A 16,700-nucleotide genomic window follows, 5' to 3' on the forward strand; every position below is an offset into this window, starting at 1 on the left:
TCAATATTTCTTTAAAAGTCAAACATAGAGAAATTATTTTGCGTACCTTGCTCAATTTCATCTACTAAATTATATTGAATTTCTTCATCATAATCGTTACGCAACTCGATAATATAATCAAAATCATCCAATGTGTATTCTGACTGACTCACAAATACGTCAGGATGTTCCACAACTTTCGTTGCAGGTAATCTCATAATTTCACGAACAAGCTGCCAATGCCTTTCGTTAGCACGCTTTGTTGACACGATTCCATCTAAGATGAAAATATTGTCGTCGCTATACTCATCTTCAATCAATTGACTACGAACAGTTTGCTTAATAAGAGTAGATGATACAAATAGCCATCTTTTATTTGCACAAACACTTGCGGCAACAATGGATTCTGTTTTTCCGACACGAGGCATTCCTCGTATCCCGATTAGTTTATGGCCTTCTTTTTTCATGATTTCAGCCATAAAATCTACAAGTAACCCTAATTCATCACGTACAAAACGAAATGTCTTTTTATCATCTGCATCTCGTTGTATGTACCTACCATGTCTAACTGCTAGCTTATCTCTTAGCTTTGGCGGACGATATTTCGTTACCGTTATGTTATCCATCGTATTTAAAATTGATTCAAGTCTAGAGATTTGCTCTTGATTATCACACATAAGGAGTAATCCACGTCGTGCATTATCTACACCATTAATTGTGACAATATTAATGCCGAGCATACCGATTAACGAAGAAACGTCACCAAGCAAGCCAGGTCGGTTTTTATGTATTTCATATTCAAAATACCATTCAATCATCCAAGATCACTCCCCTTGCTTACTTTACACCTACGTACTATATTATATGATTTCACCTTAATAGGGAAGCTAAATGTATAATCTATCCCGCGTTATTATTATACAAAAAAAATAGAGAGGAGATTCTCCTCTCTATTTTTTTACTTATGTTGTACAAACTTCACCATTAAGTTTGCAATTGTATGTTGCTCTTGTTCATCAGCAACTTTCCATAGCTCAGACAATAATTTCTCTTGATCGTTTCGCGCTTCTACTTCATTTGCTAAATAATCACCAACACGGAATGCCATATCTGATACAGCACCACCATCAAGACCTTTTCCTGATGCTTGTTCTAAACGTTCTCCTAAAAAGCTCTTCCATTGATCAAAATTATCTAAAACTGACATGTGTAAGCACCTCACTACTTAGTAATAGAATCATGCTTAATTTGTGCAGTTTTTCATTTTTTATGTAAGAATTTTTTAGCAATGCCAACCGCCATTCACTCCGATAATTTGTCCAGTTATGTAAGATGCTCCTGGTGATACGAGGAATGACACTGTTTTCGCTACCTCTTCTGGTAATCCTAATCGCCCTAGCGGAATCTCTTCAGCAATTTCATTCTTATCCTCTTCTGAAAATACATGTAACATTTCCGTTTCAATTGCACCTGGTGCCACCGCGTTAACCCTTAATCCACTTAATGAAACTTCTTTTGCTAAAGCTTTCACATATGAATTTTGTGCACCTTTTACCATCGAGTAAAGCACTTCACATGATGCGCCAATTTGTCCCCATATAGACGAAATAAGTACAATATTACCGCTTCTCCGCTGAATCATAGATGGCAGCGCCATTGATAATAGTTTATAGATGCTCTTCACTTGAAGTTCTACCATATAATTCAATTCATCGTTCGTTACATCTGTTACTAGTCCAAAGATACTCTTCCCAGCTGCATATACGATAACATCAAGAGGATGTTCAATTTGTCCCCACAATTGCTCTGCCCCATCACTAGAAGCCAAATTCGCTTGAACAGGAATCACTTCACCCCATTCTTTCTGCAACTCATTCACTTTCTCTTCACTGTTATTATAATGAACATATACTGTATATCCATCTTGAATTAATTGTTTTGAAATAGCAGAGCCAATCCCTCCGCTTCCTCCAGTTACTAATGCATACTTTTTCATATAATTCCTCTCTTATCCCATCAAAATCTTTATCCTACAAATAAATAATACCCTCATCTTACAATTTATCAATGATAAGATGAGGGTATTATTATGAAACCTTTTATTTTTTCGGTAAAACTTGACAAACACTCATTTTCTCTTCTGATAGTAATAATTTAGCTACTTCTTGTAAATCTTGAACAGTTAGACTTTCTAATACAGTCAATGCCTCAAACAGACTCGATTCATTAAACGCATATCGTGTAAATTGATTTGCAATATATTCCGGTGAATTCAGGGAGCGTAAAAAGCCACCTATTTTCTTTTTCTTTACTCGTTCTAATGCCGCCTCATCTAATTGATCATAATTTGTGTTTAATAAAATACCTTTCAAACGCTCTTCCAGCTCATCAGGTTTCTTTGTATCACCGCCAACCATTGCAAAACCGAAGTTATTCTCTTCCGTATAATCATACGAGAACGAATCATCAATAAGTCCTTCATTATATAAAGATTCGTAATGAACGGAGCTTTTCCCAAATAAATAATCTAAAAGTAACGTAAGCGCAATTTCTTGTTTTAAAAGGGCTTTCCCTTTTTCTTTTAAATTTGTGGCTTTAATACCAACTAAACATTTCGGTGTTTGTACAGGCATTGAAATAATTTTCTTCTTTTCATTTACCTCATTTGGTTCTTCCTCAAACGAACGTACAATTTCTGGCTGGTTTTTATAATCTTTTTTCGCTTGATTTTCACGTACTAAATCCATTGTTTTCTCTGGATCAATTGCCCCCACAACAAATAATAACATATTGCTCGGGTGATAAAATGTTTCATAACATTCATATAATAGGTCTTTCGTAATTTTACTAATAGACTCAATTGTCCCTGCAATGTCAATTTTAATTGGGTGCTTTACAAACAAGCTATCAATTAATCCAAAGTATAAGCGCCAATCTGGATTATCTTGATACATTTGAATTTCTTGCCCAATAATCCCCTTCTCTTTTTCAACTGTTTTTTCAGAGAAGTAAGGCTCTTGTACGAAGTTTAACAGTGTATTTAAATTTTGTTCTACATTTGATGTACACGAAAACAGGTAAGCTGTTCTTGTGAAAGATGTGAAAGCATTTGCTGATGCCCCTTGTTTACTAAACAATTGGAAAGCATCGTGATCTTCTTTTTCAAATAATTTATGCTCAAGAAAATGAGCAATTCCATCAGGCACACGAATCATTTCTTCTTTATCTAGTGGTACGAATGTATTATCCATAGAACCATATTTTGTCGTAAACGTTGCAAATGTTTTATTAAATCCTCGCTTCGGTAAAATATATACATCTAATCCATTAGGAAGTTTTTCATAATAGAGTGTCTCTTTTAATTGCTCATAAACAATTTTCTCCATTTATTCTCCCTCCGTTCCATGTAAAAAGTAAATTGTATCTAATTCAATATTTTTAGCAACTTTCACAATCTCTTCTTTCGTCACACTTTCAATACCTGTAAGCCATTCTTCAACAGGACGCGTACGGTCTGAAATAATACCATGATACAGCATTTCCACAAATCCGCGCGGCGTATCAATCGCCTCTAATATTTGATTTTGAATAACACTTTTTGTTTGATGCATCTCTTCTTCAGAAAAATCACCATTTTGCATCGCCAACAGTTGTTCTTTAATAATCTCAACTGCTTTTTCATAATTTTTCGCTTCGATTCCTGACATGACAAACAATAAGCCTTTATGACTTTCAAAGCGGGATGCTGCATAGTACGCTAAACTATTTTTTTCGCGAACATTAACGAATAACTTTGAATGAGAAAATCCTCCAAACAATCCATTGAACAATTGCAGTGCAAAATAATCTTCGTCTTTATACGTAATAAACGTACGATAACCGATGTGTAATTTACTTTGTTTTAATTCTTGTTTTTCAACAACTTCTTTTTCTTCATTATTTCTCTTATGAAGAAGTACATTTCGCTCTCTCACAGGACGTGCTGAAATAGAAAAATACTTACTTACAAGATCAACTGCATTTTCTGAAATATCACCAATAATGTATAGATCCATTTCGTCTTCCGCTAACACTTTTTGATAATATTGATACAAACTTTCATTTGTAATAGATGCAACACTCTCTTTTTTTCCATTTGCACTTAATCGATACGGTTCTACTTTGCACATTTCTTCAATTAAACGCTCGTTTGCATAGCGCATTTTATCATCATACGTAGCTTCAATTCGTTGCAAGAGCGCTCTCTTTTCACTTTCTACGATAGAAGGTAAAAAACTGTTCCCCTCTGTTGCTGGATGTAAAACGATATCCGATAACATAGAAAGCGCTTTTTCAAATAACGGTGGTGCATCACGTAAATATACTTCATTTGCAATGTCTACATAAATAGAGATGATATGGTCTTCTCCCTTTTTACTTACATCTACTGCCAAAGAAGATCCGTATAATTCTTCTAAATATTGACGAAGACGAATTACAGAAGGAAGCTTTTCTGTCGCACTTTGCAATACGTATGGCAATAGGGCACGCTCTGTCACCGTCTCCTCATTTAAAGGTGCTTTCAAACGAAATACAAAAGTATTTGTTTTATATTTATCAGTTGGAATAATATGTACTCGTAAACCACCTAACTCATGTAACTGTTGTTCCATCAGTTTCATTTATAGCCCTCCTTTACGTATATAGGAATATTCCTCTTCAATATACAGTTTTTAGAAATGAAAAATCAACTTTTCTTCCTCACTATACTTACATTCGACTCTTTCTAAAAACTGTAATATGTAAGGAACATAGTAAAATTCCGTATTACATATATTCTATGTAAAAAAGCCCGCACTAATGTGCGAGCTTTTTTATACTTATCGTTTTCCTTTTTCATAAGGAGTTCCTAATGCTTTCGGAGCTTCAGAACGACCTACAAAACCAACAAGCGCTAATATTGTGAATACATATGGTAATATCGTTAATAAAACACTTGGGATTTGATCTAATACAGGAATTGTTCCACCTGTTACACTAAGAGATTGCGCAAAACCAAAGAATAGAGCTGCACCTAGTGCGCCTAGTGGATTCCACTTTCCAAAAATCATAGCAGCTAAAGCTAAGAAACCTTGTCCTGTAATCGTTGCCCCTGAGAAGTTATTAGAAATTGACATTGCAAAAATCGCTCCACCAATTCCAGCAAACACTCCTGATATACAGACTCCAATATAGCGCATTTTATATACGTTAATCCCCATCGTATCCGCTGCCATTGGGTGTTCACCAACAGCACGTAGACGAAGACCAAACGGTGTTTTATAAATAACATACCAAACAACGAATGCTAAAATAATGGCAATATACGACGTTATTGGTACGTTCGAGAAAAATATTTTCCCTAAAACTGGAATATCCGAAAGGCCTGGAATATCAATCTTTTCAATACGATACTGAATAAAGTCAGTCTGTCCTTTATCAAAAATCTTCTTAATTGCAAATACTGTTAAACCAAGAGATAAAAAGTTAATCGCTACACCACTTACAACTTGATCCGCTCGGAATGTAATAGAGGCTACCGCATGAAGTAATGCAAATAATCCACTACCAATTGCCGCAAATAATAACGCAATCCATGGAGTCATCGTTCCCCAAGTATCACCCATTAATAAATTTGTAACTACTCCAATAAATGCACCAAATAGCATTAGTCCTTCCAATCCGATATTTACAACACCCGATCGTTCACTAAATACACCACCTAATGCTGTGAAAATTATAGGTGCTGATGTATATAACGTACCCGTCACAAGAATGGCTAATATATCTAAAAAGCTCATTTATTTCCCCTCCTTGCTCATGCGTGTAAGCGCCCATCTTAACACATAACTACATGCAACAAAGAAGATGATACATGCAATAATTACATTAATAAGCTCTGATGGTACATCTGCCTCAAAGTTCATTTGAGGGGAAGCACTTTTCAAACCACCAAATAATAAAGCTGAAAGGATTATACCAAACGGATTATTCCCTCCAAGTAATGCTACAGCAATCCCGTCAAATCCTACTCCTGTAAACGAAGACATCGCTGTCATACTCTGGAATGTTCCTAATCCTTCCATCGCTCCACCAATCCCCGCAAATGCACCAGCAATTGTCATGGAGAATACTACATTACGAGAAACTTTCATACCTGCATATTGAGAAGCATGCTGATTAAATCCTACCGACTTTAATTCGTAACCTAAAGTTGTTCTATCTAATAAGAACCACATTAAAATAGCGATTAAAATTGCTACAATAATTCCCCAGTGTAGACGTGAACCATCAGTAATAGAAGCAAGCCAGTCTGAAGATAGTGACGCACTCTCTTTAATATCATACGTTTTGTCATTACCCGCATGTAAGAAACGCTTAATAATGTCATATGTTACATACAACGCGATATAGTTCATCATAATGGTTACAATAACTTCATTCACTTGAAACTTCCCTTTTAAATATCCCGGAATGAAGCCCCAAATTCCGCCTACCAATGCTGCGAATAAAATAGATAATGGAATATGAAGGAAAGCTGGTAGTGAGACTGCATAACCGAACCAAACCGCCGCAAGCCAACCAACTAACAATTGACCCTCTACCCCGATATTAAATAAACCTGTACGAAATGCAAACGCCACCGATAAACCAGCAAGAATAAGCGGTATCATTGTACGAAGCGTTTCACCAATCGCACTTGCGCTACCGAACATACCTGTCCAAAGTGCACTATAACCAACAATTGGGTCATAGCCACTAACTAGCATTACAATTGCTCCTACAAGTAAGCCGAAAATAACGGATAGTACTGGGACTAAAATATTTATCGTTCGCTCTGTTAAAAGTTTTTTAGCCATTGGTACCCACCTGCTCCTTCTTTGTTCCTCCAGCCATTAACAATCCAAGCTGTTGTTCATTCGTTTCTTTCGCATCAACTATTGCTACAATTTTCCCTTCATAAATAACAGCAATTCGATCGCTAACATTTAAGATTTCATCTAACTCTAGTGATAAAAGTAATACACCTTTTCCTTTATCCCTTTGCTCTATTAATCTCTTATGAATAAATTCAATTGCTCCTACATCTAAACCACGTGTTGGCTGTGCCGCGATTAATAAATCTGGATCACGGTCTACTTCACGTGCAATAATTGCTTTTTGTTGATTCCCCCCAGATAGAGCTCGTGCTAACGTTTGCTCACTAGGTGTACGTACATCAAACTGTTCAATAAGAGCCTTTGCTTTTTCTGTAATTTTGCTGAAATTTAAAATCCCTTTCTTTGAAAACGGATTTTTATAGTACGTTTGCAGAACTATATTATCTCTAACAGAAAAATCAAGAACGAGTCCGTGTTTATGACGATCTTCTGGAATATGACCAATTCCCTCTTCTGTTATTCTTCTAACAGGCCAATTTGTTATTTCTTTTCCTCTAATTGCAATAGAACCTGACTCAACTTTTCGTAAACCAGTAATTGCTTCTATTAATTCACTTTGTCCGTTTCCATCAATTCCTGCAATCCCAACAATTTCCCCCGCACGAACAGTTAAGTCAAGGCCTTTTACAGCAGGTAGTTGACGTGCATCGTGAACAACAAGGTTTGCAATTGAAAGTACCTCTTCTTTTGGCTTCGCGTCTATTTTTTCTGTTTTAAAATTCACTTGACGTCCGACCATTAATTCTGCAAGTTTATTTTCATCCGTATTTGCAACGTCAACCGTTCCAATCCCTTTTCCTTTACGAATAATCGTACAACGATCGCAAACTTCCATAATTTCTTTCAACTTATGTGTAATTAGAACAATAGATTTTCCTTCTTGCACAAGCTTTTTCATAATTTGAATTAGCTCATGAATTTCTTGTGGTGTTAACACAGCTGTCGGTTCATCAAATATTAAAATTTCTGCACCGCGGTAAAGAGTTTTCAAAATCTCAACACGCTGTTGCATACCAACTGAAATATCCTGTATTTTCGCATATGGATCTACAGCTAAGCCGTATTGTTCAGACAGTTTTTGAATTTCCTTCGCAGCTTCCTCAACAGCAATTTTCCCTTTTTTCTTCGGTTCATTTCCGAGAATAATATTCTCTGTAACTGTAAAATTATGAACAAGCATAAAGTGCTGATGAACCATTCCAATACCAAGGTCATTTGCCACATTCGGATTGGTAATGTTTACAGACTTTCCTTTAATTTTAATTTCACCTTGTTCTGGTTGGTACAAACCAAATAGTACATTCATCAATGTGGATTTCCCTGCACCATTTTCTCCAAGTAAAGCATGTATCTCACCCTGTTTTACTTGCAGCGTAATATCATCATTCGCTACAATGCCTGGGAATACTTTCGTAATATTATTCATTTCAATTACGTATTCCATTGTGTTCCTCCTTTTAACAGGGAACATTCCCCTATTACACTATTAACTTATTAAGCAATTCGGAAGTTTTATACATACAAAGGTTAGTTCTATGAACTAACCTTTGCTATTTCTCTATTTATTTTTTTAGAGAAGCTTCATATTCTTTATACTCTTTATCTGTAGCCGGTACTTTAATTTCACCGTCTGTAATTTTCTTTTCAAATTCTTCTACTTTTGTTAAAATTTCAGGGTTAACTTTTTTCACGTTATCAGTTGTTTTTGAAATACCAATACCGTCATCTTTTAAGCCAAACGCTTCAATTTTTCCACCTTTTAACTTTCCATCTTTTGCTTCTTTAGCTACTTTTTCTACAGCTACATCAACGCGTTTTATCATTGAAGTTAATGTTACATTTTCAGGCATACCTTCTTGATGTTGGTCACGGTCAACACCGATTACCCAAACATTTTCACCTTTTTTCTTACGGTTTTTCGCTTCAGTGAACACACCGTTACCTGTACCACCAGCAGCATGATAAATTACATCTACACCTTGACCGTACATTGCTGAAGCAAGAACTGTACCTTTTTCAGGTTTATCAAATGCTTCTGCATATTCAGATACGATTTCAATGTTTGGGTTTACTGCCTTTGCACCAGCTTTAAATCCATTTTCAAATTTACTAATTAAATCACTTTTCATTCCACCAACAAATCCTACTTTATTCGATTTTGTTGACATAGCTGCTACCGCACCTACAAGGAATGATCCCTCATGATCTTTAAATGTAATGCTCGTTACGTTCGGTGCATCTACAACAGTATCTACGATTGCAAATTGTTGTTTTGAAGATTCTTTTGCTACTTCTTTAATTGCACCCTCTAATTTATAACCAATTCCGAATGTTAAATCATATTTATCTTTTGAGAATTTTTTTAAATTCGGAATATAATCAGCTTCTTTTTCAGACTGAAGGTAACGATAATTTGTCTTTTCTTTTAAACCATTATCTTTACCAAACTTTTGTAACCCTTCCCAAGAAGATTGATTAAATGACTTATCATCAACGCCCCCAACATCCGTTACGAGACCAACCTTGAAGTCTTTATTGTCTTTCGTGTCTTTCTTATCACTGCTCGCCTTATCCGAGTTACCACATGCACCTAAAACTGTACTTGCTGCTAATGTTAATGATAATAAAAGGCCTGCTTTTTTCTTCATACTAGAAACCCCTCCAAAAATGATATATGTTTATTTATTCTTACGCTGCTGTCCCTTACTTCTTGCTGTCACCTCCCTAAAAAGGAATTTTCCTACATACGCTTTCTTAATACGTGGAAGCTAAATTTATCAGCTCTAAAGTAATTGATAGAATATAAGATTGGCTCATCATTTTGATCATAGTGCATTTGTTTCAATACTAGCAGTGCTGTTTCTGGCTCACATTCTAAAATCGGTGAGATTTTCGGATGATAACCAATTGGCTCGATATGAGCAACCGCATATGTTATGCGCTTATGCGTGTTATTATGTATCACCGTTAGTAACGATTCTTCATTGTAACCCGATAAATCTGGCAATATTTCTTTTGCAAGTTTATCGATACAATATACAACAGGTTCCCCATCTGCTGTACGTACACGCTCAATCATCACTGCATTAAAACCATCTTCACTATTAAACTTCTCTTTTTCTTCTTCTGTTAAACTTGTTGTAGATGATGATAAAAAGATAGTTCCTGGTGTTTTCCCCACACTAGAAATCATATCTGTAATACTAGAAAGTTGTTCAATCCCTGAAGAAAATAACGGCTTGGCATTTACAAATGTTCCTACACCATGTCTACGAATGACAACATTTTCTTCTTCTAAAATACGCAGTGCTTCCCTTAAAGTCGCTCTACTTACGCCAAGTTCTTTCGCTAAATCAAACTCTGATGGTAGCTTCTGTCTTTCTTTGTAAGCTCCATCTTTAATTTTTTCTTTGATGTGATCAATCACCCGTAAATATAGGTGACGACTATCGGATTTTACTGACATAAGACTCCCCCGCATTTCAATTATTCGACCTCTGATGTAAGACTTCTTTTCTCTTTTTTCAACTTACAACATAATAAAATCACTAAATACTAAAAATAAGCATAATTGTCGAATAAATATTAATAATTTTTTAAGATGAAATTTTCACTCTTTACCGCATAAAAAAAACTTTGCACCATAAACATTCCTCATTTCGAGAAAAAGTTCGGCACAAAGATCTCTTACATCCTTTGTTACACACTTTTCCCCTCATAGTCCAGCAATTCATGGTTGCCAGGTAGAAACTTATGGACCTTATCTCCAAGATTATATGAGGCAGTGATTCTTTTCGAAGTAATCTTACCACTTGCTCCCATACGTGTCAACAAAATTTAACATTTTTCTACATTAAATATCGAACGTTCACAAAAAACCACACCAAAGTATTCGTATTCTAAAGAATCACTTTAAATGTAAGCCCTTTCTTTATCGCTGAATATAGTATATAACAAAACCAGTATATAAAAAAGCCTAATTGTAAAAACAATTAGGCTTTTTTTATGAACTTTTTTCTTGCACATCATTAATGAGCACTTCTCGTGGTTTACTACCTTCATACGGACCTACTACACCATTCATTTCCATTGCATCAATTAAACGGGCAGCTCGCGTATAACCAACTCTAAACCTACGTTGCAACATAGAAACAGATGCTGTTTGCATTTCTACTACGAGCTGAACTGCTTCATCATATAGTTCATCTTCTACTTCCTGCTTCGTATCAGGAACGTCTTGCGGAATCATATCTTCTTGATATTGCGCTTTTTGCTGACCAATAACATATTCTACAACTCTCTCAACTTCATCATCTGATAAAAATGCACCTTGTACACGTACAGGCTTGGATGCACCAATTGGTATAAACAGCATATCTCCTCGACCTAGTAGTTTCTCTGCACCACCACCGTCAAGAATTGTACGAGAATCTGTTTGAGAAGATACCGCGAATGCAATACGTGATGGGATATTCGCTTTAATAACTCCCGTAATAACATCAACTGATGGACGCTGCGTTGCAATAATTAAATGAATACCAGCCGCACGGGCCATTTGTGCTAAGCGCATAATTGCATCCTCTACATCCGATGAAGCAACCATCATTAAATCTGCTAACTCGTCCACAATTACTACAATATAAGGTAATTCCGGTTGTTTCGCTTCCGATTGACTATTATGTTCTTTAATATGATCATTGTATCCTTCAATATTACGCGTGCCACTATGAGCAAATAACTCATAACGACGTTCCATTTCACTCACGACTTTTTTCAAAGCTTGTGATGCTTTTTTTGGATCAGTTACAACTGGTGTTAATAAGTGAGGCACACCGTTATATACATTTAACTCTACCATTTTCGGATCAATCATCATTAATTTTACTTCATGTGGTTTTGCACGCATTAAAATACTAACAATAATACCGTTAATACATACACTTTTCCCGCTACCTGTCGCACCAGCTACTAGTAAATGGGGCATTTTATTTAAACGGGCTAATACAGCTTCACCTGTAATATCTCGTCCAAGACCAATTAACAACTTCTCTTCCGGATGATTATTAGCCTTAGAATCAAGAACCTCTCTAAGCGTTACCATAGAAACTTCTGAGTTCGGAACTTCAATCCCTACAGCTGATTTCCCGGGAATAGGTGCTTCAATACGAATGTCTTTCGCAGCTAAAGCAAGTGCTAAATCATCACTTAAACCGACGATTTTGCTTACCTTTACTCCCATATCAGGATACACTTCATATTTTGTAACTGCAGGACCTCTATGTACTTTTGTTACTTTCGCTTTCACTCCAAAACTTTGGAATGTACGTTCTAATTTACGAGCATTCTCATAAATTTCTGCATTTTCATTTGTAACTTGCTTATTCTTAGGAAATTTTAATATATCAATTGCAGGAAGCTTGTAATCTTTATTTTCTACATTTGAAAATTGCATTGGCGGGGCACTTGTTTCCGCCTCTAAAGATTCTACAATCTTTTCTCCACGCTTTTTCTTAGATTCTTCAACAGGCGGAGCCTCTTCAATAGACGGTGAAGTTATCAACTCTGCTTCCTGTTCTTCACGAATTCGTTTATCCTCTTCTTCATTTACTGGATAATTCTCAGTGAAATTCGAAATTATTGGAGGGTCAATTGAGATTTCTTCCATCGGCTCAATAATTTCTTCTTGTTCTGCAGCACGTTTGCTCCTTGTGCTTCTTGTTGTTTTTTTCTTTTCTGTTTGTTCAGCCGTCCTTTTGGATCTCCAATCTTTATAATCCCCTTGCATTACTTCAAGTTGACTTCTAAGAATTCTTCCTACAGGGGCAAGTACTTCCCCAATATGCTTATTTGTTATACAAAGTATGCCGAGAATCACTAAAATAATGCCAATAATATAAGCACCTACTTCATCAAATAAGAAGTAACATGTCGCGAACATAAGCGCCCCAAACATACCACCGCCTAAATGAACGCTATCTGGACCCTTTTTCATTTCAAGAAAGAAGTTATCTTTCGTACTCACAATAACAGACGTATTTTGCACTGCTCCATCTTTCGTAAGAAGGTTAAATAATGTAATATGACTAAACATTAATATCGCCAATACTATTAAATAAAAACCGATTAACCGTTTATTTAAAAGGTTCGGCCATCCACGTTTGATAACGAACGAAACCGATAAAGCTATTACACCTAACACACCAATTATGTACCACTCACCAAAGAAGAAGCGAAAAAATAACACAAACGATTTCCCTACAACGCCTAGCTGTAAAATCGTAATGATTGAAAGTGCAAAAAGAGTTAAACCGACGATTTCATAATACAAAGTTGGCTTTATCGTGCGTCTTGCTTTTGCCTTCGTCCCTCTTTGCTTTTGTTTTGCCATTTCTTCACCCCGTGTTCTACATATAAGTAGGAACTTCCTAAAAAAAACTATACTTATATGTCTGTTTTCTCTATTTTTTCAGGTCTTATCTCTTCTATTTTTACACTTCTTGTAAATTGTTAAATAAACAGAAGAAAGCAGCCCTCTCATGGCTGCTCAACCGTCTTGTTTTTTATATTATACCATAGCTTCTAAACAAAATCCTTCTTTTTGCTAAAAGGTTATTTTCTGGCCAGGCTCAAATTCTAAGTAGTGAAGCGGATCCGTACTTAACACACGTACAATAGAATAACACCCATGTTCTTCTTCAGAAACCATTAATTCAACACCGTTTATATTTACAACTTTTTGGCTTTCACATTGCGAATAATCGGCTGGATATACAAGTTGCTCTGGCATAATTGTATATAAAATCATTGTAACATTGTCCCTTCTGTACTATCATCTCCGTGAGCATCTATTAATTCGTTTAATTTTCGGATCGCATTTCCAATACCACCGACATCATCTATAAGACCATACTTCACTGCATCTCCACCAATTACATTCGTCCCAATATCTCGCGTCAAATTCCCTTTCGCAAACATAAGCTCTTTAAAACGATCTTCCGTTACTTTTGAATGCTTCGTCACAAATCGTATGACTCTTTCTTGCATTTTATCTAAATACTCAAATGTTTGCGGCACACCGATTACAAGACCTGTTAGACGAATGGGATGAATTGTCATCGTCGCAGTTTCCGCAATAAATGAATAATCCGTAGAGACGGCAATTGGTACACCGATAGAATGTCCCCCACCCAGAACAAGAGATACCGTTGGCTTCGAAAGCGAAGCTACCATCTCAGAAATTGCTAGCCCTGCTTCAACGTCACCTCCAACTGTGTTTAATATTAAAAGCAAACCTTCAATTTTCGGATTTTGTTCTATCGCAACAATTTGCGGAATAATATGCTCATATTTTGTTGTTTTATTTTGCGGTGGCAACTGAACATGACCTTCCACCTGCCCAATGATTGTTAAACAATGAATACGCGATTCATTCATTTGCGGTACATTCGTTTGTCCAAGTTGTTGAATTTTTTCCACTATTGAAGCTTCTTTCCCAGTTTCTTTCGGCTCAGCCTCTTTCCCTTCATTTGTATAACGATCACGTTCTGTCATATCGCATCCCCTTTCACTCGTATATAACTATTATTTCTTAAGTTATAAATTTCATTCGATAGAGTTAAAAAAGAAAAAAGATCACCCGTAAAGGTGATCTTTTTTATACTTCCATAATAATCGGTAAAATCATAGGTTTTCTCTTTGTCTCTTCGTACAAGAACTGTCCTAATAATTCACGAATATTTTGTTTTAACATAGACCATTCAATTGAATACTCTTTAATCGATTGCTCAACAATCATACGTACAATCTCTGTAGAGCGGTCAATTAACGCTTCTGATTCACGAACATACACAAAACCACGTGAAATGATTTCTGGACCAGAGATAATTTTCTTTTCATCTTTACCAAGTGTTACAACAACTACTAATATTCCATCTTGAGATAACATTTTTCTATCTCGAAGAACGATATTACCAACGTCACCTACACCTAATCCATCAATTAACACATTACCAGCCTGTACTTTGCCAACTAAGTTTGCTTCATCGTCACCAAAAGCAATCACATCGCCTTTTTCTACGATAAAGATATTCTCTCTTGCAATACCTACATCTTCAGCTAAATATGCATGTGCTTTTTGCATACGAAACTCACCATGTACGGGTACAAAATATTTCGGTTTCATTAAATTTAACATTAATTTTAATTCTTCTTGGCTACCGTGACCTGAAACGTGAACTTTTCTTTCACCATAATAAACAACCTCAGCTCCAGCTCTAAATAACAAGTCAATAATTTTCGATACAGATATTTCATTACCCGGTATTGGAGAAGCCGCAATAATAACCGTATCACCTTTACGAATTGAAATTTGTTTATGAGCTTGCTTCGCCATTCTAGAAAGGGCTGCCATCGGTTCACCTTGGCTACCTGTCGTTAAAATAGCTACCTTTTTCTCTGGGAAATTATCTACTTCTTGTAGTGAAATAACCATACCTTCTGGAACATCTAAATAACCAAGACGTCTTGCGATATCTACTACTTTCACCATACTACGTCCTACAACCGCTACTTTTCGCCCTGTTTCAGCAGCTGCATCAAATACTTGTTGAATACGATGTACATTCGATGCAAATGAAGCAACAATAATACGTCCTTCTGCGCCGTAGAACACTTTAGAAATTTCTACACCAACTTCTTTTTCAGAACCTGTATAGCCTGGACGCTCAGCATTTGTACTATCAGATAATAAGCATAGTACGCCTTCATTTCCGATTTGTGCCATTTTCCCAAGGTCTGCTCCACTATTTCCAATTGGAGTTTGATCGAATTTAAAGTCTCCTGTATATACGATAGCACCTTTTGATGTATGGAAACAAACACCAACAGAATCTGGAATACTATGTGTCGTTCCAAAGAATGACACTGTTGTAGTATTAAACTCTACTGTTGAATTTGAGTCGATTGTTTTTAAGTCTACACGGCCTAACATACCCGCTTCGCCAAGTTTTTCTTGTATAAGTCCTACTGTTAATTTCGTTGCATACACTGGAATAGATAATTTACGAAGTACGTAAACAATACCACCAATATGATCTTCATGACCGTGAGTAATAAATAAACCTTTTACTCGCTCTTGGTTTTCCACTAAATATGTAATATCAGGAATAACGATATCAATTCCAAACATTTCATCTCCTGGGAACATTAACCCTGCATCTACAATAAAGATTTCAGAATCAATTTCAACACAGTACATGTTTTTCCCGATTTCACCTACTCCACCAAGAGCAAATACTTTAACAGACTCATTCTCTTTTCTCTTCATGTTGTTGCCTGGTTTAAAAATCTTTCAAACACTGATTTCACTAAAATTGTAGAGACACCAGGGGAAACTCTACAACCACCATATATTCACCGTCCAAGACGAATGTCCTTACCGTTATGCGATATCATGTCCTTGTTTATTTTTTAAACCAGGTTTCACCTCTCTTTCATTATATAAATCAAATATCTTATTCGATATGATATGAAAATGTAATCAAATTATAATTTTTACCAATTTTGCTAAGCATACCCGTACTAAGCTACTTAGCCATATTATACCTGATACAAGAAATAGAACACAAGTTAAATCGTGCGAAAGAATAGGTAAAAGAATGGAATATCACCAAAAGTATCGAACTTATTTACTTCGATTTTATACTCCATATTAGTTTGAAGAAATAGCCATAAATAGGCTAAATTAATTTCATAATATGGATT

14 protein-coding genes and 1 riboswitch are annotated in these 16,700 nt (G+C 35.8%); all 14 genes read right to left on the minus strand.

The annotated features are described in order from the left end of the window. Window positions 1–11: 11 nt before the first annotated feature. Window positions 12–797 carry a DUF3388 domain-containing protein gene (locus ACXY7N_RS07825; RefSeq protein WP_000574107.1) on the minus strand — a complete coding sequence of 262 codons (786 nt, stop codon included), beginning with the start codon at window positions 795–797 and terminating at the stop codon, window positions 12–14. A 140-nt stretch (window positions 798–937) separates the two neighbouring features. After that, complete coding sequence (locus tag ACXY7N_RS07830) at window positions 938–1,186, minus strand: DUF3243 domain-containing protein (protein WP_000114455.1); 249 nt, start codon at window positions 1,184–1,186, stop codon at window positions 938–940. A gap of 75 nt (window positions 1,187–1,261) precedes the next feature. After that, the gene (gene ymfI / locus ACXY7N_RS07835; RefSeq protein ID WP_016086640.1) at window positions 1,262–1,975 is read right to left on the minus strand and encodes an elongation factor P 5-aminopentanone reductase; all 714 of its coding nucleotides are present in this window, start codon (window positions 1,973–1,975) and stop codon (window positions 1,262–1,264) included. A gap of 103 nt (window positions 1,976–2,078) precedes the next feature. Beyond that, window positions 2,079–3,365, minus strand: coding sequence for an EF-P 5-aminopentanol modification-associated protein YfmH (gene yfmH, locus ACXY7N_RS07840; RefSeq protein WP_016135231.1), 1,287 nt, complete (start codon window positions 3,363–3,365; stop codon window positions 2,079–2,081). After that, entirely contained in the window at window positions 3,366–4,640 is a 1,275-nt protein-coding gene (gene yfmF / locus ACXY7N_RS07845) for an EF-P 5-aminopentanol modification-associated protein YfmF (protein WP_016135232.1), read from the minus strand. It abuts the gene before it with no gap. A gap of 198 nt (window positions 4,641–4,838) precedes the next feature. After that, the gene (locus tag ACXY7N_RS07850; protein ID WP_000008857.1) at window positions 4,839–5,798 is read right to left on the minus strand and encodes an ABC transporter permease; all 960 of its coding nucleotides are present in this window, start codon (window positions 5,796–5,798) and stop codon (window positions 4,839–4,841) included. Further along, window positions 5,799–6,857, minus strand: coding sequence for an ABC transporter permease (locus ACXY7N_RS07855; protein WP_001085254.1), 1,059 nt, complete (start codon window positions 6,855–6,857; stop codon window positions 5,799–5,801). It lies immediately after the preceding gene. Next, entirely contained in the window at window positions 6,850–8,382 is a 1,533-nt protein-coding gene (locus ACXY7N_RS07860) for an ABC transporter ATP-binding protein (RefSeq protein ID WP_000456926.1), read from the minus strand. Before ACXY7N_RS07860 ends, ACXY7N_RS07855 begins: the two co-directional genes overlap by 8 nt. 118 nt (window positions 8,383–8,500) lie before the next feature. Next, window positions 8,501–9,586 carry a BMP family lipoprotein gene (locus tag ACXY7N_RS07865; protein ID WP_000725769.1) on the minus strand — a complete coding sequence of 362 codons (1,086 nt, stop codon included), beginning with the start codon at window positions 9,584–9,586 and terminating at the stop codon, window positions 8,501–8,503. Between the two features lie 92 nt (window positions 9,587–9,678). Beyond that, window positions 9,679–10,404 (minus strand): GntR family transcriptional regulator, encoded by a 726-nt coding sequence (locus ACXY7N_RS07870; protein WP_000114176.1) that lies wholly within the window; start codon window positions 10,402–10,404, stop codon window positions 9,679–9,681. A gap of 232 nt (window positions 10,405–10,636) precedes the next feature. Next, window positions 10,637–10,738: riboswitch (purine riboswitch) on the minus strand. Window positions 10,739–10,941: 203 nt separating this feature from the next. Then, a complete protein-coding gene (locus ACXY7N_RS07875) occupies window positions 10,942–13,326 on the minus strand; it encodes a DNA translocase FtsK (protein ID WP_016086637.1) in 2,385 nt (794 codons plus the stop codon). A 213-nt stretch (window positions 13,327–13,539) separates the two neighbouring features. Continuing rightward, complete coding sequence (locus ACXY7N_RS07880) at window positions 13,540–13,743, minus strand: YlzJ-like family protein (RefSeq protein ID WP_000605020.1); 204 nt, start codon at window positions 13,741–13,743, stop codon at window positions 13,540–13,542. Beyond that, on the minus strand, window positions 13,740–14,489 hold the full coding sequence (tepA, locus tag ACXY7N_RS07885) for a translocation-enhancing protein TepA (RefSeq protein ID WP_016135234.1): 750 nt from the start codon (window positions 14,487–14,489) through the stop codon (window positions 13,740–13,742). The genes ACXY7N_RS07880 and tepA overlap by 4 nt, the downstream gene beginning before the upstream one ends. 103 nt (window positions 14,490–14,592) lie before the next feature. Further along, entirely contained in the window at window positions 14,593–16,263 is a 1,671-nt protein-coding gene (locus ACXY7N_RS07890; RefSeq protein ID WP_000823084.1) for a ribonuclease J, read from the minus strand. Between the last annotated feature and the right edge of the window lie 437 nt (window positions 16,264–16,700).

This window comes from Bacillus sp. 5w2 (assembly GCF_054353775.1).

Excerpts from the sequence above, each read along its gene's own strand:
- ACXY7N_RS07825 (WP_000574107.1), bottom strand. The coding sequence starts at position 797 with ATGATTGAATGGTATTTTGAATATGAAATACATAAAAACCGACCTGGC.
- ACXY7N_RS07830 (WP_000114455.1), bottom strand. The coding sequence starts at position 1,186 with ATGTCAGTTTTAGATAATTTTGATCAATGGAAGAGCTTTTTAGGAGAA.
- ymfI (WP_016086640.1), bottom strand. The coding sequence starts at position 1,975 with ATGAAAAAGTATGCATTAGTAACTGGAGGAAGCGGAGGGATTGGCTCT.
- yfmH (WP_016135231.1), bottom strand. The coding sequence starts at position 3,365 with ATGGAGAAAATTGTTTATGAGCAATTAAAAGAGACACTCTATTATGAA.
- yfmF (WP_016135232.1), bottom strand. The coding sequence starts at position 4,640 with ATGAAACTGATGGAACAACAGTTACATGAGTTAGGTGGTTTACGAGTA.
- ACXY7N_RS07850 (WP_000008857.1), bottom strand. The coding sequence starts at position 5,798 with ATGAGCTTTTTAGATATATTAGCCATTCTTGTGACGGGTACGTTATAT.
- ACXY7N_RS07855 (WP_001085254.1), bottom strand. The coding sequence starts at position 6,857 with ATGGCTAAAAAACTTTTAACAGAGCGAACGATAAATATTTTAGTCCCA.
- ACXY7N_RS07860 (WP_000456926.1), bottom strand. The coding sequence starts at position 8,382 with ATGGAATACGTAATTGAAATGAATAATATTACGAAAGTATTCCCAGGC.
- ACXY7N_RS07865 (WP_000725769.1), bottom strand. The coding sequence starts at position 9,586 with ATGAAGAAAAAAGCAGGCCTTTTATTATCATTAACATTAGCAGCAAGT.
- ACXY7N_RS07870 (WP_000114176.1), bottom strand. The coding sequence starts at position 10,404 with ATGTCAGTAAAATCCGATAGTCGTCACCTATATTTACGGGTGATTGAT.
- ACXY7N_RS07875 (WP_016086637.1), bottom strand. The coding sequence starts at position 13,326 with ATGGCAAAACAAAAGCAAAGAGGGACGAAGGCAAAAGCAAGACGCACG.
- ACXY7N_RS07880 (WP_000605020.1), bottom strand. The coding sequence starts at position 13,743 with ATGATTTTATATACAATTATGCCAGAGCAACTTGTATATCCAGCCGAT.
- tepA (WP_016135234.1), bottom strand. The coding sequence starts at position 14,489 with ATGACAGAACGTGATCGTTATACAAATGAAGGGAAAGAGGCTGAGCCG.
- ACXY7N_RS07890 (WP_000823084.1), bottom strand. The coding sequence starts at position 16,263 with ATGAAGAGAAAAGAGAATGAGTCTGTTAAAGTATTTGCTCTTGGTGGA.